The following is a 15,489-nucleotide window of genomic DNA, read 5'->3' as shown; positions in this document are numbered from 1 at the left end:
TCGTTCGACGTTCATGCCGCACCCGCCCGGATGCAGGCGACGCGCGCCGCCGAGCCGTGCCGCACCTCCGGCAGCGGCACGTCCTGCGCGCACGCGTCGATCGCCACCGGGCAGCGCGTGCGGAACGCGCAGCCCGACGGCGGGTTCAGCGGCGACGGCATCTCGCCCGCCAGCAGCATCGGCCGGCGCGCGCGCTCGCGTGCCGGGTCCGGCGTCGGCGCCGCCTCGAGCAGCGCGCGCGTGTACGGGTGCTGCGGCACGCGGTAGACGTCGTCGCGCGTGCCGAACTCCATCACGCGGCCGAGATACATCACGAGCACGCGCCGGCTGATCGCCTTCACGACCGCGAGGTCGTGCGCGACGAACAGATAGGACAGCGACAGATCGCGCTGCAGGTCGCGCAGCAGGTTCACGATCTGCGCCTGGATCGACACGTCGAGCGCCGACACCGGTTCGTCGCAGATCACGAGCTTCGGCTCGCCGATCAGCGCACGCGCGATCCCGACGCGCTGGCACTGGCCGCCGGAAAATTCATGCGGATAGCGCAGCAGGTGATGCGCGTTCAGCCCGACGCGCTCGAGCATCGCGATCACGCGGCGGCGCACTTCGGTACGGCCGAGGCCCGGCTGATGCGTGACGAGCGGCTCGGCGACGACCTGCTCGATCGTCATGCGCGGATCGAGCGACGCGAGCGGATCCTGGAAGATCATCTGCACTTCGCGCCGCATCGCGGTGCCGCGCAGCTGCGCCGGCGCGACGGCCTCGCCGCGCCAGCTCACGGTGCCGGCCGTCATCGGCACGAGGCCGATCAGCGCACGCGCGAGCGTCGACTTCCCGCAGCCCGATTCGCCGACGAGGCCCACCGTCTCGCCGCGCTTCACGTCGAACGAGACGCCGTCGACGGCACGCAGCGTGCCCTTCGGCGACCACGGATAGCCGCCGAGCGGCACGCGGAAATGCACCTTCAGCCCGTCGACGGCGAGCAGCGTGTCGCCGCTCGCGCCGGCCTCGCGGCGTTCGTTGACGCTCATCGCAGTCCTCCCGTCAGATCGGCCAGCGGCCGATGGCAGGCGCGCACCGCACCGGCGGCGCCGTAGGTTTCGAGCGCGGGGCGCAGCGTGCCGCAGCGATCCTCCGCATACGAGCAGCGTTTCGCGAATGCGCAGCCGGCCGGCGCGGTGCCGGGCATCGGCGGATTGCCGGGAATCGCGACGAGCGGCGCGTCGTCGGCGTCGGTCAGCCGCGGCAGCGCGTTCAGCAGCCCGATCGTGTACGGATGCGACGGCGCCGCGAAGATCGATTCGGCCGGCGCGTATTCGACGGTGCGGCCCGCATACATGACCATCACGTCGTCCGCGAGGCCGGCGACCACGCCCATGTCGTGCGTGATCAGCACGATCGCGGTGCCGCGCTCGCGATTGAGCTCGCGCAGCAGATCGATGATCTGCGCCTGCACGGTCACGTCGAGCGCCGTGGTCGGCTCGTCGGCGATCAGGATTTCGGGTTCGGACAGCAGCGCCATCGCGATCATCACGCGCTGCCGCATGCCGCCCGAGAACTCGTGCGGATACATGCGGATGCGCCGCGCGGCGTCGGGAATGCGCACCGACTCGAGCGCCTCGATCGCGCGCTTGGTCGCGGCCTTGCGCGACAGCCCGCGATGCAGCTGCAGCGTCTCGGTCATCTGCCGCTCGATCGTCAGGAACGGATTGAGCGACGTCATCGGATCCTGGAAGATCATCGCGATCCGGTCGCCGCGCACGCCATTCAGCGCGCGCGTGTCCATCGCGAGCAGATCCTCGCCGCGATAGCGCGCGGTGCCGCTCGTCGTGCCGTTCGCGGCGAGCAGCCCGAGCAGTGCCATCACGGTCTGGCTCTTGCCGGAGCCCGATTCGCCGACGATGCCGAGCGTCTTGCCGGCTTCGAGCGAGAACGACACGCCGCTGACGGCGTCGATCGGCGGCGCATCCTTGCGCGTGAAGCGCACGCCGAGGTTGTCGACTTCAAGTAGTGCAGCCATCTTCAGCGATCCTTCGGGTCGAGCGCATCCCGCAGGCCGTCGCCGACGAAATTCACGCAATAGAGCGTCACGCAGAGCATGACGGCCGGGCACAGCAGCAGCCACGGCATCGATTCGAGTTTCTGCGCGCCGTCCTGGATCAGCACGCCCCAGCTCGTCATCGGCTCCTGCACGCCGAGCCCGAGAAACGACAGCACCGATTCGGTCAGCACGATGTTCGGCACCGAGACGGTCGCATACACGACGACGACGCCGAGCAGGTTCGGCACGATATGGCGGCGCACGATCGACACCGGCGACACGCCGATCGCGCGCGCCGCGTCGACGAACTCGCGGTTGCGCAGCGACAGCGTCTGGCCGCGCACGACGCGCGCCATGTCGATCCACGAGAACGCGCTGATCGTCAGCACGACGAGCAGGAACGAACGGCCGAACAGCGTCATCATCAGGATCGCGATCAGCAGATACGGGATCGCGTACATCATGTCGACGATGCGCATCATCACCGCGTCGACGCGGCCGCCCGCGAAGCCCGCCGTCGCGCCCCACGCGACGCCGAACAGGCCCGACACGAGCGTGCCGAGCAGCCCGACCTCGATCGACACGCGCCCGCCGATCAGCGTGCGTACGAGCAAGTCGCGGCCGAGCTCGTCGGTGCCGAACCAGTGCTGGTTCGCGAGCGTCGGCGGCAGGCTGATTGCGCCCCAGTCGCTTGCGGCCGGATCGGCCGCGAGCAGCCACGGGCCGACGAAGCAGGCGATCACGATCAGCGCGAGCAGCACGAGGCTGAACACGGCCGCGCGGTTGTGCAGGAAGCGCGCGAACGCGAGCGCCAGCGGCGAGCGCGAACGCGGCGGCGTATCGGTCTGCGCGGGCAGACCGACGGCTGGCGTAGTGGGAGTCATCGCAGGGCCTCGCTCAGTAACGAATGCGCGGATCGAGCCATGCGTAGGCGAGGTCGACCAGCAGGTTGAACAGCACTGCGCAGACGGTCGTCAGCACGACGAGGCCGAGCACCAGCGTGTAGTCGCGATTGATCGCGCCGTTCACGACGAGCTGCCCGAGCCCCGGCAGCGCGAACACCGATTCGGTGACGACGGCCGCCGTGATCGACGTGATGCAGACCGTGCCGAACAGCGACACGACCGGCATCAGCGCGGGCTTCAGCGCGTGGCGCAGCACGATCGTCGAGCCTGGCAGCCCCTTCGCGCGCGCGGTGCGGATGTAGTTGCTCGACAGCGTCTCGATCATCGAGCCGCGCATCACGCGCGCGAGCAGCGACACGTTGATGAAGGTCAGCAGCACGATCGGCAGCAAGCGATACTGCCAGCCGCCGTCGCCCCAGCCGCCGGCCGGCAGCCAGCCGTTGCCGGCCGAGGTCTTCAGCAGGATCGCGAAGATCCACACGAGCACGGGGCCGAGCACGAACGGCGGCACGACGTTGCCGAAGTTGCCGATCAGCATCACGAAGCGGTCGATCACGCTGTCGCGGCGCACGGCCGCGACGGTGCCGAGCAGCACGCCGAGCACGATCGACAGCGGAATCGACAGGCCGCCCACGCCGAGGCTCACGGGCAGCGCCTTCCTCACGAGATCGTTCACGGACCAGTCGACGTAGCGGAACGACGGCCCGAGATCGCCGCGCAGCAGCGAGCCGAGATACAGCAGGTACTGCTTCCACAGCGGTTCGTCGAGGTGGTACTTCGCGTTCAGGTTCGCGAGCGTCGCGGCGGACAGCTGCTTCTCCGTATCGAACGGGCCGCCGGGCGTGAAGTGCAGCAGCAGGTAGCAGACGGTGACGACCGCGAGGATCGTCGGCACCGCCCACAACGTGCGCCTCAGGGCATAGGCCAGCATGATCGCTCCGCTCAGTGCTTGATCAGATACATGTCCTGCGACGCGCGCATGTCGATCACGTTCTTCAGCGAATAGCCGCCCACATACGGCTTCACGAGACGATCGGCCGAATACTGGAACAGCGGCACCATCGGCGTGTCGTTCATCGCGGTGTCGTGCGCCTGCGTGAGCAGCGCGGCGCGGGCCTTGTCGTCGAGCTTCTGGTTGCCCTCGTCGACGAGCGTGTCGACCTGCTTGTTGCAGTAGCCAACGGTGTTCTGCGAGCTGCCGCAGCGGATCAGATCGAAGAACGTCATCGCGTCGTTGTAGTCGGCGAACCAGCCGTCGCGCGCGATCTGCACCTTGCCGTCATGCCGCTCCTTCATCAGCACCTTGAACTCGACGTTCTCGAGCTTCGTGTTGATGCCGAGCTTCGTGCGCCATTCCGATGCGGCAAACAGCGCGACCTTCTTGTGCAGATCGTTGGTGTTGTACGTGAGCGTGAACGACAGCGGCTTCGCGTCCGAATAGCCGGCCTGCTTCAGCAGGTTCTTCGCGGTTTCGACGCGCTTGGCCATCGGCCAGGACGCCCATTCCGGCGTGAACGGCTGCACGCCCTTCGTGCCGTTCGGCATCAGGCCGTACATCGGCTTCTCGCCGGCCTGCGTGAGCTTCGACGTCAGCACGTCGCGATCGATGACCATCGACAGCGCCTGGCGCACGCGCTTGTCCTTCAGCGCCGGATCGCTGTTGTTCAGGTAGTAGTAGTACGTCGCGAGCTGCAGGCCCGGGCGCAGCTCGGCGCCGAACTGCTTGCTGACCTGCTGGAAAATGCCCGACGGAATCGAGTAGCTGTAGTCGATCTGCCCGGCCTGATACATGCGCATCGCGGTCTCGTCGCTTTCGACGGGCAGATACGTGACCTTGTTGATCACGACCTTCGGCGCGTTCCAGTACTTCGCATCCTTCGTCATCACGATGCGGTTGTTCGGCTGCCAGTCGACGAGCTGGTACGCGCCGTTGCTGACGATGTTGCCGGGACGCGTCCACGCGTCGCCGAACTTCGCGACGACGTCCTTGTTCACCGGCGCGAGCGGCGCCATCGCGGTCAGCTCGGGGAAGAACGCGACCGGCACGTCGGTCGTCACCTCGAGCGTGTACGGATCGACCGCGCGCACGCCGAGCGTCGACGGCGCGGCCTTGCCCGCGATGATGTCCTTCGAGTTCTTCACGAACTCGACGAGGATCGTGTACTTCGAACCCGTCTTCGGATCGGCGAGGCGCTGCCACGAATAGACGAAATCGGCGGCCGTCACGGGCTGCCCGTTGCTCCACTTCGCGTCGTGACGCAGCTTGAAGATCCACGTCTGCGGCGTCTTGCGTTCCCACGACAGCGCGACGCCCGGCACGACCTGCCCGGCCGCGTCGATGCGCGCGAGCCCTTCGAACAGGTCGAGGCCGATGGTGTTGCCGGTCCACGATTCGATGTGGGCGGGATCGAGCGACTCGACTTCGGCGGGCACTTGTCGCGTCAGATCCTGCTGCGCGGCAAGCGTGACGTTCGACGGGACGGTTACGGCACGGGCGGCGGGCGTCGTCAGGACGAGCGCGGCCAGCACGGCCGACATGGCATGCAAGGATTTCATCGTGGCAGTCTTGAGAAGGTTGTTCGGTGAGCGTCGCGCGGCGCAGGCCGCGGATTACGCGTAAGACGCTGTCGGGGGCAGCGATTGAGGAGGCCCGTGGTTCTCGTATTGCATGTTAGTATCCCTTACGTTTCTTTCGACAGGCATCCCGTCCGAGAAACGAAGGAATACCTGTGCGTTAGAACAGCCTCGGCGTACCGACCCAGACCACCACCGATTCGATCTTCGCGGTGTTGGCCCAGCTGTGCGGAACCGTCGACTGGTAGTGCGAACTATCGCCGGCCTGCAGGACGAACGTCTTGCCTTCCAGCGTCAGCGACACTTCTCCTTCCACCACATACAGGAACTCCTCTCCTGCATGTGTCGTCACCTCGGACCGCTTCTGCCCCGGCGGCATCCGCACGAGGATCGCCTCGAGCTGGCGGCCTTCCGAGAGGTTCGTCAGCCTCGCGAACAGGTTCGCCGAATCGGCGAACCCGAAAAAGCGCAGCTGCTCGCCTCGACACACCGAACGCTCCTCGCTCGGCGTATCGACGAAATACTGCACGGTCACGCCGAGCGCCTGAGCGATGCCGGCCAACGACGTCAGCGACGGCGACGCGAGCCCGCGCTCGACTTGCGACAGAAACGGCTTCGAAATGCCCGCGGCTGTCGCCGTTTCGTCGAGCGTGCGCTTCAATCGTTGGCGCAACGCGCGAATCTTGCTGCCCAGTGCGGCGGCAGCGACGGCAGACCGCGAGTTTTCAGTGGGGGGAACCATAGCAGGCCGAAAAGTGGTCGTCAAAAAATGTTTGATGGAAAGTAACTAAGTTTCGTTAATATCGCTTAGTCTTCAGGTTCGCACATGCCTTCGGCGTTGAGCCCGGTGCACTAAACAGGGCCCGAAGCGCGCGAAAAGACCCGCTATCTTGCCAGACTCGCCGCCTTCACAGGCAAGCTGCAAGCGGCTCTCCGGGATTTTGCGGAGCGCCGGACGCGAAGTTTACAAACAAATGATGAGACGAATGTTCCTGAAAGCTGCTGCCATCTCGGGGATTTCCCTATGTGGCGCGGACCTGACGCACCGGACCGGCAAACGTTACCATTCGCGCGCCGGTCGGGGCCTTGCGCCGCCGACACCGGCGGAGTCCGACCCCGGCCCGGGCTAACCGCCCGACTGCTGCCATTGCCTGCGTAGCGGCCTACCCGGCCCACGCGCCCAGGCGCCAGTTCTACCCTCAGGCGACGCGCGATCCGCGCCGTCCGTTTCAACCGAGATTGATGATGCACGCACCTGTTTCACAAACCCGATCGTTTACGACGGTCTTCCTCATCGAAATGTGGGAGCGCTTCGGCTACTACGGCATGGCCGCGCTCCTGGTCCTCTTCATGGTCGACAGGCTCGGTTTCACCGACAGCCATGCGAACCTCACGTGGGGTGCGTTCACCGCACTCGTCTACGCCTCGCCGTCGATCGGCGGCTGGATCGGCGACAAGGTGCTCGGCGCGCGCCGCACGATGATCCTCGGCGCGGCCGTGCTGTGCGCCGGCTACCTGATGCTGTCGGTGCCGAACGACGCGCTCGCCTATATGTATGCGTCGCTCGGCGTGATCGTCGTCGGCAACGGGCTGTTCAAGGCCAACGCGGCGAACCTCGTGCGCCGCATCTACGAAGGCGACGACGCGCGCATCGACAGCGCGTTCACGATCTACTACATGGCGGTCAACATCGGCTCGACGGTGTCGATGCTCGCGACGCCGTGGATCAAGGATCACTGGGGCTGGCACACCGCGTTCGCGGTCTGCTGCGGCGGCATGCTGCTCGCGATCCTGAACTTCATGCTGATGCATCGCACGCTCGCGCACATCGGCTCGCAGCCCGACGACGAGCCGATCCGCTGGAAGCGCCTCGGCGCGGTCGCGGCAGGCGGCGTCGCGCTCGCGCTCGTCACGCTGTACGTGCTGCAGCACAAGCAACTGGCAGTGGCAAGCGTGTGGACGGCCGCGGTCGCGATCCTCGCGATCTTCGCGTACATGATCGCGAAGTCGGAACGCTCGGAGCGCGCCGGCCTGATCGCCGCGCTCGTGCTGATCGCGCAGGTGATCCTGTTCTTCATCTTCTACGTGCAGATGTCGACGTCGCTGACGCTGTTCGCGCTGCGCAACGTCGATCCGCGCTTCATCCTGTTCGGCACGACGCTGTTTACGTGGAGCGCCGCGCAGTTCCAGGCGCTGAATCCGATCTGGATCATGCTGCTGAGCCCGGTGCTCGTGTGGATCTACAACGCGTTCTCGAAGGGCGGCCGCGATCTGCCGGTCGCCGCGAAGTACGCGCTCGGCTTTGGCGCTGTCGCCGCCGGCTATCTCGTGTTCACGATCAGCGGCCGCTATGCGGTCGACGGTCGCGTGTCGTCGTGGTTCATGGTGTGGGGCTACGGCCTCTACTCGCTCGGCGAACTGCTCGTGAGCGGCCTCGGCCTCGCGATGATCGCGCGCTACGTGCCGGCGCGGATGAGCGGCTTCATGATGGGTGCGTACTTCGTCGCGACCGGCGTGTCGCAGTATCTCGGCAGCGTCGTCGCGAACTTCGCGCAGATGCCGTCGCACGAGCTGCCGGCCGTCGATTCGCTGCCGCTCTATCTGTCGCTGTTCGAGAAGCTCGGCTGGCTCGCCGCGATCGGCATGGTGCTCGCGCTGCTGCTGCTGCCGATGATGAACCGCCTGTCGCGCCAGCATCAGCGCTGCGCGGAAGAGCGCCGCGACGAAGCGCTGCAGGCGCAGAACGTCGCCGCCGTTCAGTAAGTCCGGCGGCCGGCGTGCTGCGCGCACGCCACAGGCCGCCACATTCCCCTGCCGGCAGCGCAATCGCGTCCTACACTGATTGCAAGCGGCGCATCCCCCCAGATGCGCGCCGGCGGGAGAAGGCCCATGAAAAGCAAGACGACGCGGCTGCTGAGAATGCTGTCCGACATCCGGCGTGCGCAGCGCTGCACCGCACTGCGCGCCGCGCGCGCGGCAGCCGAAGCCGACGCGGTGCTCGCGCAGCAGGACGACCGGGCGACGCCCGGCGACAACGACGAGACCGAATCCGACGATCCGACCGTCGATCCGCGCACGCGCATCGTCCAGCGTCACTGAGACGCGATGCGCGCACGCCGGCGCCAGCGCCGGCTCCCCCTTTTCGCCTCCATCCGCACCTGCGCGCGCGCCGCATCACGCGGCGGCCGTGCGCCACCGCGAAATCCACGCGCCCGAACCGGCCACCGCCATCATCAGCCCGAGCGCACACGCGTCGGCCGCGAGGCCCACGCCGATGTGCCGCAGCTCGGCGCTTCCCGCGACCGGGTGCAGCAGCGAGTCGATGACGAGCGAGATCGCCGCGCCCGCGGCGAAGCAGATCAGCCCGCGCTGCCCGACCGCGACGACGGGCCGTACGGCCTGCGCGACGCGCGCGATCCAGCCGTAGCGCACCCAGTCCGCCATCAGCCACGCCACGGCCGCGAAGCTGACGACGCGCGGCAGCGCGAGATCGCGCTTGAGCACGCCTTCGGGCACCGGCAGGCCGGAGAACAGTTTGTAGCTCGCGCAGCCGAGCACGACCGCGCAGGCGAGGCCGGTCGCCGCGGCGCCCCAGCGGCCGAGCGCGACGCGCCGGTAGAACGGCTGGCAGCGCGCGAGCACGCCCGCGACGAACATCAGCTGCCACGCAAACGGATTGAAGCTCCAGCGGAATCCGTCGGTATCGAGCAGTTCGGGGCCGAGCCAGCCGGCCGCGAGCCACGACGCGACGCTCAGCACGACGAGCGGCCACGGATGGCGGCGCGCGAACGGCACGAGCACCGGCGACGCGAGCGCGAACAGCACGTACATCGGCAGCACCGACGCGAGATACGGCTGGCGCTGGAACGTCAGCAGCTCGGCGAGGCCCGTGAGCGGCGACGCGAGCATCACGCTGACGTCGTCGAGCGCGAGGTTCGGCGCGTCGATCCCGTAATGGTCGAGCACTGCCGACACGACCAGCATCAGCGTCGACGTCGCGAGAAACGCGCGGTAGATCTGCATCGCGCGCCGCACGAAGCGCCGCTGCGCCGCACGCGCGCCCTGCCGTTCGGCGATCGCGCCGTACGCGCTCGCGGTCGCGAAGCCGCCGAGGAACACGAACACCTCGGCCGCATCGCACAGCGCGAACGCATGCAGCGTCACGCGCGACAGCACGCTCGCGCCGATGTGGTCGACGACGATCATCAGCAGCACGATCCCGCGGAAGAAGTCGACTTCGATGAGACGGCCGCTGCGCGGCCACGACGCGGTAGCGGAAGGCGGCGCGTTCATCGACATGAGCGCACCTGCACGGAATGGGCACGCGCGGTGCCGGACGAAACGGAAGGCGAAACAGGAAGCCGAGCGCGGCCGGCGGCGATACGCGTATGCCCGTATCGCGCCGACCCGGCAAGGCGGGCACGGAGACGACCGTTCATTGGAGCACTGCATACGAAGAAAGACGGTTAGCTCAGTCTAATAGCCGTCCCGGACCTGCCCTAAGTAACAAAGTGCAACCGAATCTTGGGTTGCATTACAGGGGCGATATCGATTGCATGAAGCTGGCAACGCGGCCAGTTTGGCGTCAGCGCGTCGACGGGCGACGGTCAGATTCGCGCGTGAGGTGTGTCGAGCGAGATGCGTTCGAGGCGACGCGCGTCGGCGCGACGTGCGCCCAGGTGCGCTCAGGCGCGTTCAGGTGCGCGCCGGCAAGCGCCGCATCAGCATCGCGCTGTGCCACGCGGTCAACGCGACCGCGACCCAGATCGGCCCGTACGTCGCGAGCTTCGCGACCGTCAGCGTCTCGCCGAGCAACAACAGCGATACGGCGACGAGCAGCACGGGCTCGACATAGCCGAGGATGCCGAACAGCGCCATCGGCAGCATCCGGCTCGCCTTCAGATAGCTCGCGAGCGCAAGCGTGCTGAGCACGCCGAGCCCCGGCAGCAGCGTCGACCACAGCAGCGGATGCGGCGCGACCGGCGTGCCGCTCGTCGCGACCATCGCGACCGCGATCGGACACAGCAGCACGATCTCGACCGCGAACGCGGCCAGCGAATCGGCGTTGATTCGCCGGCGCAGCACGAAATACGGCGGATAGCCGAGCGCGACGACGAGCGTCGGCCACGCGAACGCGCGCGTCGCCCAGACTTCGTGCGCGACGCCGAGCGCCGCGCAGGCGACGGCCGCCCACTGCAGCGGATCGAGCCGTTCGTGATAGTAGAAGCGGCCGACGAGCACCATCGTCAGCGGCAGCAGGAAATAGCCGAGCGACACTTCGAGCATGCGCCCGTGCAGCGGCGCCCACAGGAACAGCCACAGCTGCAGGCCGAGCAGCGCGGCCGTCATGGGCAGCGCGACGAGCAGCCGCCAGTCGCGCACGCTGCGTGAGAGCAGTGCCGCGAGCGCCGGCCAGCGGCCGCGCAGCGCGATCAGCGCGAGCGCGCCCGGCGCGGTCCAGAGCACGCGCCACGCGAAAATGTCGAGGCCCGTGAGCGGCGTCAGCCATTTCGCATACGCGGACATCAGCGCGAACAGCGTCGACGCCGCCACCGACAACATCACGCCGCGCCCGGCCTCCGGATACCCCGTCACGTGCGCTTACTGCTGCTGAAAGCGCTCGAAGCGCTTGTCGGTCTGCCGTTCCTCGAACGTCACTTCGGTCACGCGCGCGGCCGGCGGCCCGTGCCGCAGCCACGCCAGCATCCGGTCGATCTGGGCGCCGGGGCCCTGGATCATCGCCTCGACGCTGCCGTCCTCGAGGTTGCTGACCCAGCCGCGCAGCTTCAGCGCGTGCGCCTCGCGCACCGTCGCGTGACGGAAGCCGACGCCCTGCACGACGCCGCGCACGCGCACGTAGTAGGTCTCGATCCGTTCGTCCAGCTCATCGCGGTTCATCGCGTCGCCCCTCCAGTTGCATCCAAGCCCGGCATTGTAGTCGCGTCGGCCCGTTCTCACACGGGGTCGGCCGGCCGCCGCGCGCGCCGAACACGTACAATCTCGCCGACGCTCAACCGCCGCGCCGTTCGCGCGCGGCCAAGAAGGAATGGCATGACTGATACCTCCCGCGATCTCGTTCTCGTCACCGGCGCGTCCGGTTTCGTCGGCTCGGCCGTCGCGCGCATCGCGCAGCAGAAGGGCTATGCGGTGCGCGTGCTCGTGCGCCCGACGAGCCCGCGCACGAACGTCGCCGATCTCGACGCCGAGATCGTCACCGGCGACATGCGCGACGAGACGTCGATGCGCGCCGCGCTGCGCGGCGTGCGCTACCTGCTGCACGTCGCGGCCGACTACCGGCTGTGGGCGCCGGATCCGCACGAGATCGAACGCGCGAACCTCGAAGGCGCCGTCGCGACGATGCGCGCCGCGCGCGCCGAAGGCGTCGAGCGGATCGTCTATACGAGCAGCGTCGCGACGCTGAAGGTCACGAGCGCCGGCGATCCGGCCGACGAGAACCGGCCGCTCACGCCCGAGCAGGCGATCGGCGTGTACAAGCGCAGCAAGGTGCTCGCCGAGCGTGCGGTCGAGCGGATGATCGCCGACGAAGGGCTGCCCGCGGTGATCGTCAACCCGTCGACGCCGATCGGCCCGCGCGACGTGAAGCCGACGCCGACCGGCCGCATCATCGTCGAAGCCGCGCTCGGCAAGATTCCGGCGTTCGTCGATACGGGGCTGAACCTCGTGCACGTCGACGACGTCGCGCACGGCCACTTCCTCGCGCTCGAGCGCGGCCGGATCGGCGAGCGCTACATCCTGGGCGGCGAGAATCTGCCGCTGCAGCAGATGCTCGCCGACATCGCGCAGATGACGGGCCGCAAGGCGCCGACGATCGCGCTGCCGCGCTGGCCGCTGTACCCGCTCGCGGTCGGCGCCGAGGCGGTCGCGAAGTTCACGAAGAAGGAGCCGTTCGTCACGGTCGACGGGCTGCGGATGTCGAAGAACAAGATGTACTTCACGTCCGCGAAGGCCGAACGCGAACTCGGCTACCGCGCGCGGCCGTACCGCGACGGGCTGCGCGACGCGCTCGACTGGTTCCGCGGCGCGGGCTACCTGAAGTAGCACAAAGCGGCGCGCAGCGCGCCGGATTGCGGACTTTGTTACACGTGATGCGCGGACCGCGCGCGGCTCAGCGGGTAAAATCGCGGGTCCTACGTAGAGAAAGCACGCATGAACCTGAACGACCAGATCGATGCACTCAACACCGGCGTCGATCAGCTCCTCCACGATCACCACGCTGCGCAACAGGCGGCCCGCAGCGCGGAAGCCTTCGCGCGCGCCGCCGCGGCCGAGGCCCAGGCGGCAGCGCAGCGTCACGCGGCGGCCGAAGCCGAAGCGCAGGCCGCCGCACAGCGCCATCTCGATGCGGCAGCCGAAGCGGAAGCCGCGCAGCAACGCCACGCCGAAGCGACCGCCGCAGCCGAAGCCGCTGCACGGCGCCACACCGATGCCGCCGCGCAGGCCGAAGCCGCCGTGCAGCGTCACGCAGAAGCGACCGCGCTGACCGAAGCGCTCGCGCAACGTCACGCCGATGCCGAAGCCGCATCGCAGCGCCATGCGGCCGCGATCGCCGAAGCGGAAGCCGCCGCACAACGTCATCATGCGGCCGCGGCCGAAGCGGAGGCTGCCGCCCAGCGTCACGCAGCGGCGACCGCCGAAGCGGAAGCCGCCGCGAAGCGTCACGCGGAAGCGACGGCCGAAGCCGAGGCGGCCACCGCCGAGGCCGAAGCGCTCGCGCAACGTCACGCGCAGGCGATCGCCGAAGCCGAAGCGGCCGCGCAGCGCCACGCCGAGGCCACGGCCGAGGCCGAGGCGCTCGCGAAACGTCATGCGGAAGCGATCGCGGAGGCCGAAGCGGCCGCGCGCCGCCATGCGGACGCGACGGCGGAAGCGCAGACCGTCGCGCAGCGCCATACCGAAGCGATCGCGAACGCGGAAGCCGCGGCGCAACGCCATGAAAAGGCGATCGCCGATGCCGAAGCGCTCGTCGAAGCGGTGATGAAGGATGCGATGTCGACCGATGCGTCGGCAGCGGAAACCGCTTCGGACGCCGCAGCGCCGGCGCCGTCGGCCGATGCGGCAGCGCACGACGTGCGCGATGCACAAGAGGCGAACGCCGCGACGCCGGCCGCCACTGAAGCGCAAACCGAAGCCGATGCAGCGACGGAAACCGGCACCGCGGTCGTCTCCGCCGCCGAAGCGGACGCGAATGCGGCGCCCGCGCCCGCCGACAAATCGACGCTGCACGTCTCGCGGCCGACGCAGAACGAACTGACGCTGACGATCAACGGCGAATCGATGACGCTGCATCCGGAGCAGCTCGGCCAGCTGATCGAGGAACTCGCGCATGCGCGCGCCTCGATGCAGCCGGAGCCGCCGAACGGCATCCCGCCAGGCTGGCGCTTCGTGTCGACGAAGAATCCGATGATGGCCGTGCAGAAGCAGTCGAACGGCGATCGTCTGCTGGTCATGCGTCACACCGGCTACGGCTGGGTGCCGTTCACGTTCTCGCCGGACGTCGTGATCCAGATGTACATGCTGCTCACGCAGCGCTGAGCGTCACTCGCGGCGCCTGAATGCAACACGGCCCGACCGGCGGCATGCCGGTCGGGCCGTTTGTCGTTCGGCGCCCGCGCATGCGGCGCCGGCAAGTATCAGCGTTCGACCGGCGCCTGCACGCGCGCCTTCCACTGGCCGCCCTTGCCGCGCCAGTAGCGCCACGCGGACGCGAACGTCGCGCCGACGTAGAACGCGGCGACGAGCGGCAGCGCGGGCGCCCAGAGCGGCGAGCGCCGGTAGTAACGCAGCATCGGCGCGTATGCGGCGCACATCGACGCCCATGCGAGCCACGCGGGCCACGCGCGCGCGCCGTAGACGAGCGCGGCGACGGGCGGCACCAGATAGATGATCGTCATCCCGACGAGCGTGCCGGCCAGCAGCCACGGCGAATAGTGGAGCTGCGTGAACGCCGTGCGCGCGATCATGTTCCAGATGTCGCGCCAGCTGTCGTACGGGCGCAGCGACACGCTGCGATCGGCGAGATCGAGGCGGATCGGATGACGGCCGCTGCCGCGATGCTTGATCTGCGCGGCGAGGCTGCAATCGTCGATCAGCGCGCCGCGGATCGACTCGATGCCGCCCGCTTCCTCGAGCGCCGTGCGCTTCACGAGCATGCAGCCGCCCGCGGCGCCGGCCGTCTTGTTGCGCGGATTGTTGATCCACGAGAACGGATAGAGCTTCGCGAAGAAGAACACGAACGCCGGGATCAGCGCCTTTTCCCAGAACGAATCGCAGCGCAGCCGCACCATCAGCGACACGAGATCGCGCTGCTCGGCCTGCGCGCGCGTGACGAGCTGCGCGACGGCGTCGGGCGGATGGCCGATGTCGGCATCCGTCAGCAGCAGATAGTCGGCCGGCAGCCCGAGCGTGCGCACCGCCGCGATCCCCTGCGACTGCGCCCACACCTTGCCCGACCAGCCGGCCGGCAGCGGCTTCGCGCTCAGCACGGTCAGCCGGTCCGCGCGGTTCGCGGCCAGCGCGGCGGCGCGCGCGGCGTCGGCGGTGCCGTCGTCGCTGTGATCGTCGACGATGATCAGGTGAAAGTCGCCCGGATAGTCCTGCTCGAGCAGCGACGTCGCCGCGCGCGCGATCACGTCGGCTTCGTTGCGCGCCGGCACGACCGCGACGACGGCGGGCCAGCCGGCGTCCGCGGCCGCGCCGCGCGCCTCGGGCGGCAGCGGCCGCGCCGGCTGCGCGCGCCAGAAGCCGCCGCGCGCGACGAGCAGCACGATCCAGATCACGAGCGACAGGCCGGACAACAGAAATGCGATCGCCGGCATCATCGGCACGTCTCCTGCCGGCGCGCGCCGGATCGTTCAATCGGGGTCGGAATGACGCCCGAAACCGCACGGGCGAGCGGGCAATACGCGGAAAAATCGACGGTCATCGAAAGGCCTTGAAATGAGCGCGACG

14 protein-coding genes are annotated in these 15,489 nt (G+C 68.5%); 4 read left to right on the top strand and 10 right to left on the bottom strand.

Annotation, left to right across the window (positions count from 1 at the left end; genetic code table 11):
• Positions 1-11 precede the first annotated feature (11 nt).
• The 6 genes from ACSHSS_RS13425 to ACSHSS_RS13400 all read right to left on the bottom strand — a co-directional run bounded on the left by ACSHSS_RS13425 (position 12) and on the right by ACSHSS_RS13400 (position 6,262).
• The gene (locus tag ACSHSS_RS13425; RefSeq protein WP_445545073.1) at positions 12-1,031 is read right to left on the bottom strand and encodes an ABC transporter ATP-binding protein; all 1,020 of its coding nucleotides are present in this window, start codon (positions 1,029-1,031) and stop codon (positions 12-14) included.
• Positions 1,028-2,020, bottom strand: a complete 993-nt coding sequence (locus ACSHSS_RS13420; RefSeq protein WP_445545072.1) for an ABC transporter ATP-binding protein — start codon at positions 2,018-2,020, stop codon at positions 1,028-1,030. The genes ACSHSS_RS13425 and ACSHSS_RS13420 overlap by 4 nt, the downstream gene beginning before the upstream one ends.
• 2 nt (positions 2,021-2,022) lie before the next feature.
• A complete protein-coding gene (locus ACSHSS_RS13415; RefSeq protein ID WP_006397424.1) occupies positions 2,023-2,925 on the bottom strand; it encodes an ABC transporter permease in 903 nt (300 codons plus the stop codon).
• A 13-nt stretch (positions 2,926-2,938) separates the two neighbouring features.
• Positions 2,939-3,877, bottom strand: a complete 939-nt coding sequence (locus ACSHSS_RS13410; protein WP_059781320.1) for an ABC transporter permease subunit — start codon at positions 3,875-3,877, stop codon at positions 2,939-2,941.
• An 11-nt stretch (positions 3,878-3,888) separates the two neighbouring features.
• The gene (locus ACSHSS_RS13405) at positions 3,889-5,502 is read right to left on the bottom strand and encodes a peptide ABC transporter substrate-binding protein (RefSeq protein ID WP_039222603.1); all 1,614 of its coding nucleotides are present in this window, start codon (positions 5,500-5,502) and stop codon (positions 3,889-3,891) included.
• A gap of 178 nt (positions 5,503-5,680) precedes the next feature.
• Positions 5,681-6,262 carry a cupin domain-containing protein gene (locus tag ACSHSS_RS13400; protein WP_012216254.1) on the bottom strand — a complete coding sequence of 194 codons (582 nt, stop codon included), beginning with the start codon at positions 6,260-6,262 and terminating at the stop codon, positions 5,681-5,683.
• A gap of 500 nt (positions 6,263-6,762) precedes the next feature.
• Between ACSHSS_RS13400 and ACSHSS_RS13395 the strand changes: the two genes are divergently transcribed.
• Together ACSHSS_RS13395 and ACSHSS_RS13390 are read left to right on the top strand one after the other, a co-directional pair.
• On the top strand, positions 6,763-8,283 hold the full coding sequence (locus ACSHSS_RS13395) for a peptide MFS transporter (RefSeq protein ID WP_105776761.1): 1,521 nt from the start codon (positions 6,763-6,765) through the stop codon (positions 8,281-8,283).
• 126 nt (positions 8,284-8,409) lie between these two features.
• Positions 8,410-8,619 carry a hypothetical protein gene (locus tag ACSHSS_RS13390; protein WP_006397429.1) on the top strand — a complete coding sequence of 70 codons (210 nt, stop codon included), beginning with the start codon at positions 8,410-8,412 and terminating at the stop codon, positions 8,617-8,619.
• Between the two features lie 75 nt (positions 8,620-8,694).
• Here ACSHSS_RS13390 and ACSHSS_RS13385 read toward each other — a convergent pair whose 3' ends face one another.
• From ACSHSS_RS13385 to ACSHSS_RS13375, 3 genes are all read right to left on the bottom strand, one after another.
• The gene (locus tag ACSHSS_RS13385) at positions 8,695-9,819 is read right to left on the bottom strand and encodes an OpgC domain-containing protein (RefSeq protein ID WP_445545070.1); all 1,125 of its coding nucleotides are present in this window, start codon (positions 9,817-9,819) and stop codon (positions 8,695-8,697) included.
• A gap of 396 nt (positions 9,820-10,215) precedes the next feature.
• A complete protein-coding gene (gene rarD, locus ACSHSS_RS13380; protein ID WP_006412930.1) occupies positions 10,216-11,115 on the bottom strand; it encodes an EamA family transporter RarD in 900 nt (299 codons plus the stop codon).
• A gap of 6 nt (positions 11,116-11,121) precedes the next feature.
• Positions 11,122-11,418 carry an acylphosphatase gene (locus ACSHSS_RS13375; protein ID WP_006407873.1) on the bottom strand — a complete coding sequence of 99 codons (297 nt, stop codon included), beginning with the start codon at positions 11,416-11,418 and terminating at the stop codon, positions 11,122-11,124.
• Positions 11,419-11,571: 153 nt separating this feature from the next.
• Here ACSHSS_RS13375 and hpnA point away from each other — a divergent pair, with 153 nt between their 5' ends.
• Together hpnA and ACSHSS_RS13365 are read left to right on the top strand one after the other, a co-directional pair.
• Positions 11,572-12,579 carry a hopanoid-associated sugar epimerase gene (hpnA, locus tag ACSHSS_RS13370; protein ID WP_006407872.1) on the top strand — a complete coding sequence of 336 codons (1,008 nt, stop codon included), beginning with the start codon at positions 11,572-11,574 and terminating at the stop codon, positions 12,577-12,579.
• Between the two features lie 108 nt (positions 12,580-12,687).
• Positions 12,688-14,073, top strand: a complete 1,386-nt coding sequence (locus ACSHSS_RS13365; protein ID WP_217029434.1) for a phage tail protein — start codon at positions 12,688-12,690, stop codon at positions 14,071-14,073.
• A gap of 98 nt (positions 14,074-14,171) precedes the next feature.
• On the opposite strand, the gene ACSHSS_RS13360 is transcribed toward ACSHSS_RS13365, so the two are convergent.
• Positions 14,172-15,359, bottom strand: a complete 1,188-nt coding sequence (locus ACSHSS_RS13360; protein WP_048804256.1) for a glycosyltransferase — start codon at positions 15,357-15,359, stop codon at positions 14,172-14,174.
• Positions 15,360-15,489 lie beyond the last annotated feature (130 nt).

Source organism: Burkholderia sp. BC1 (assembly GCF_052683555.1).
This window is presented reverse-complemented; position numbering and strand designations above follow the sequence as displayed.

Bases quoted from the DNA above. Each gene is read 5' to 3' on its own strand.
- ACSHSS_RS13425 (WP_445545073.1), bottom strand. From the start codon at position 1,031: ATGAGCGTCAACGAACGCCGCGAGGCCGGCGCGAGCGGCGACACGCTG.
- ACSHSS_RS13420 (WP_445545072.1), bottom strand. From the start codon at position 2,020: ATGGCTGCACTACTTGAAGTCGACAACCTCGGCGTGCGCTTCACGCGC.
- ACSHSS_RS13415 (WP_006397424.1), bottom strand. From the start codon at position 2,925: ATGACTCCCACTACGCCAGCCGTCGGTCTGCCCGCGCAGACCGATACG.
- ACSHSS_RS13410 (WP_059781320.1), bottom strand. From the start codon at position 3,877: ATGCTGGCCTATGCCCTGAGGCGCACGTTGTGGGCGGTGCCGACGATC.
- ACSHSS_RS13405 (WP_039222603.1), bottom strand. From the start codon at position 5,502: ATGAAATCCTTGCATGCCATGTCGGCCGTGCTGGCCGCGCTCGTCCTG.
- ACSHSS_RS13400 (WP_012216254.1), bottom strand. From the start codon at position 6,262: ATGGTTCCCCCCACTGAAAACTCGCGGTCTGCCGTCGCTGCCGCCGCA.
- ACSHSS_RS13395 (WP_105776761.1), top strand. From the start codon at position 6,763: ATGATGCACGCACCTGTTTCACAAACCCGATCGTTTACGACGGTCTTC.
- ACSHSS_RS13390 (WP_006397429.1), top strand. From the start codon at position 8,410: ATGAAAAGCAAGACGACGCGGCTGCTGAGAATGCTGTCCGACATCCGG.
- ACSHSS_RS13385 (WP_445545070.1), bottom strand. From the start codon at position 9,819: ATGTCGATGAACGCGCCGCCTTCCGCTACCGCGTCGTGGCCGCGCAGC.
- ACSHSS_RS13375 (WP_006407873.1), bottom strand. From the start codon at position 11,418: ATGAACCGCGATGAGCTGGACGAACGGATCGAGACCTACTACGTGCGC.
- hpnA (WP_006407872.1), top strand. From the start codon at position 11,572: ATGACTGATACCTCCCGCGATCTCGTTCTCGTCACCGGCGCGTCCGGT.
- ACSHSS_RS13365 (WP_217029434.1), top strand. From the start codon at position 12,688: ATGAACCTGAACGACCAGATCGATGCACTCAACACCGGCGTCGATCAG.
- ACSHSS_RS13360 (WP_048804256.1), bottom strand. From the start codon at position 15,359: ATGATGCCGGCGATCGCATTTCTGTTGTCCGGCCTGTCGCTCGTGATC.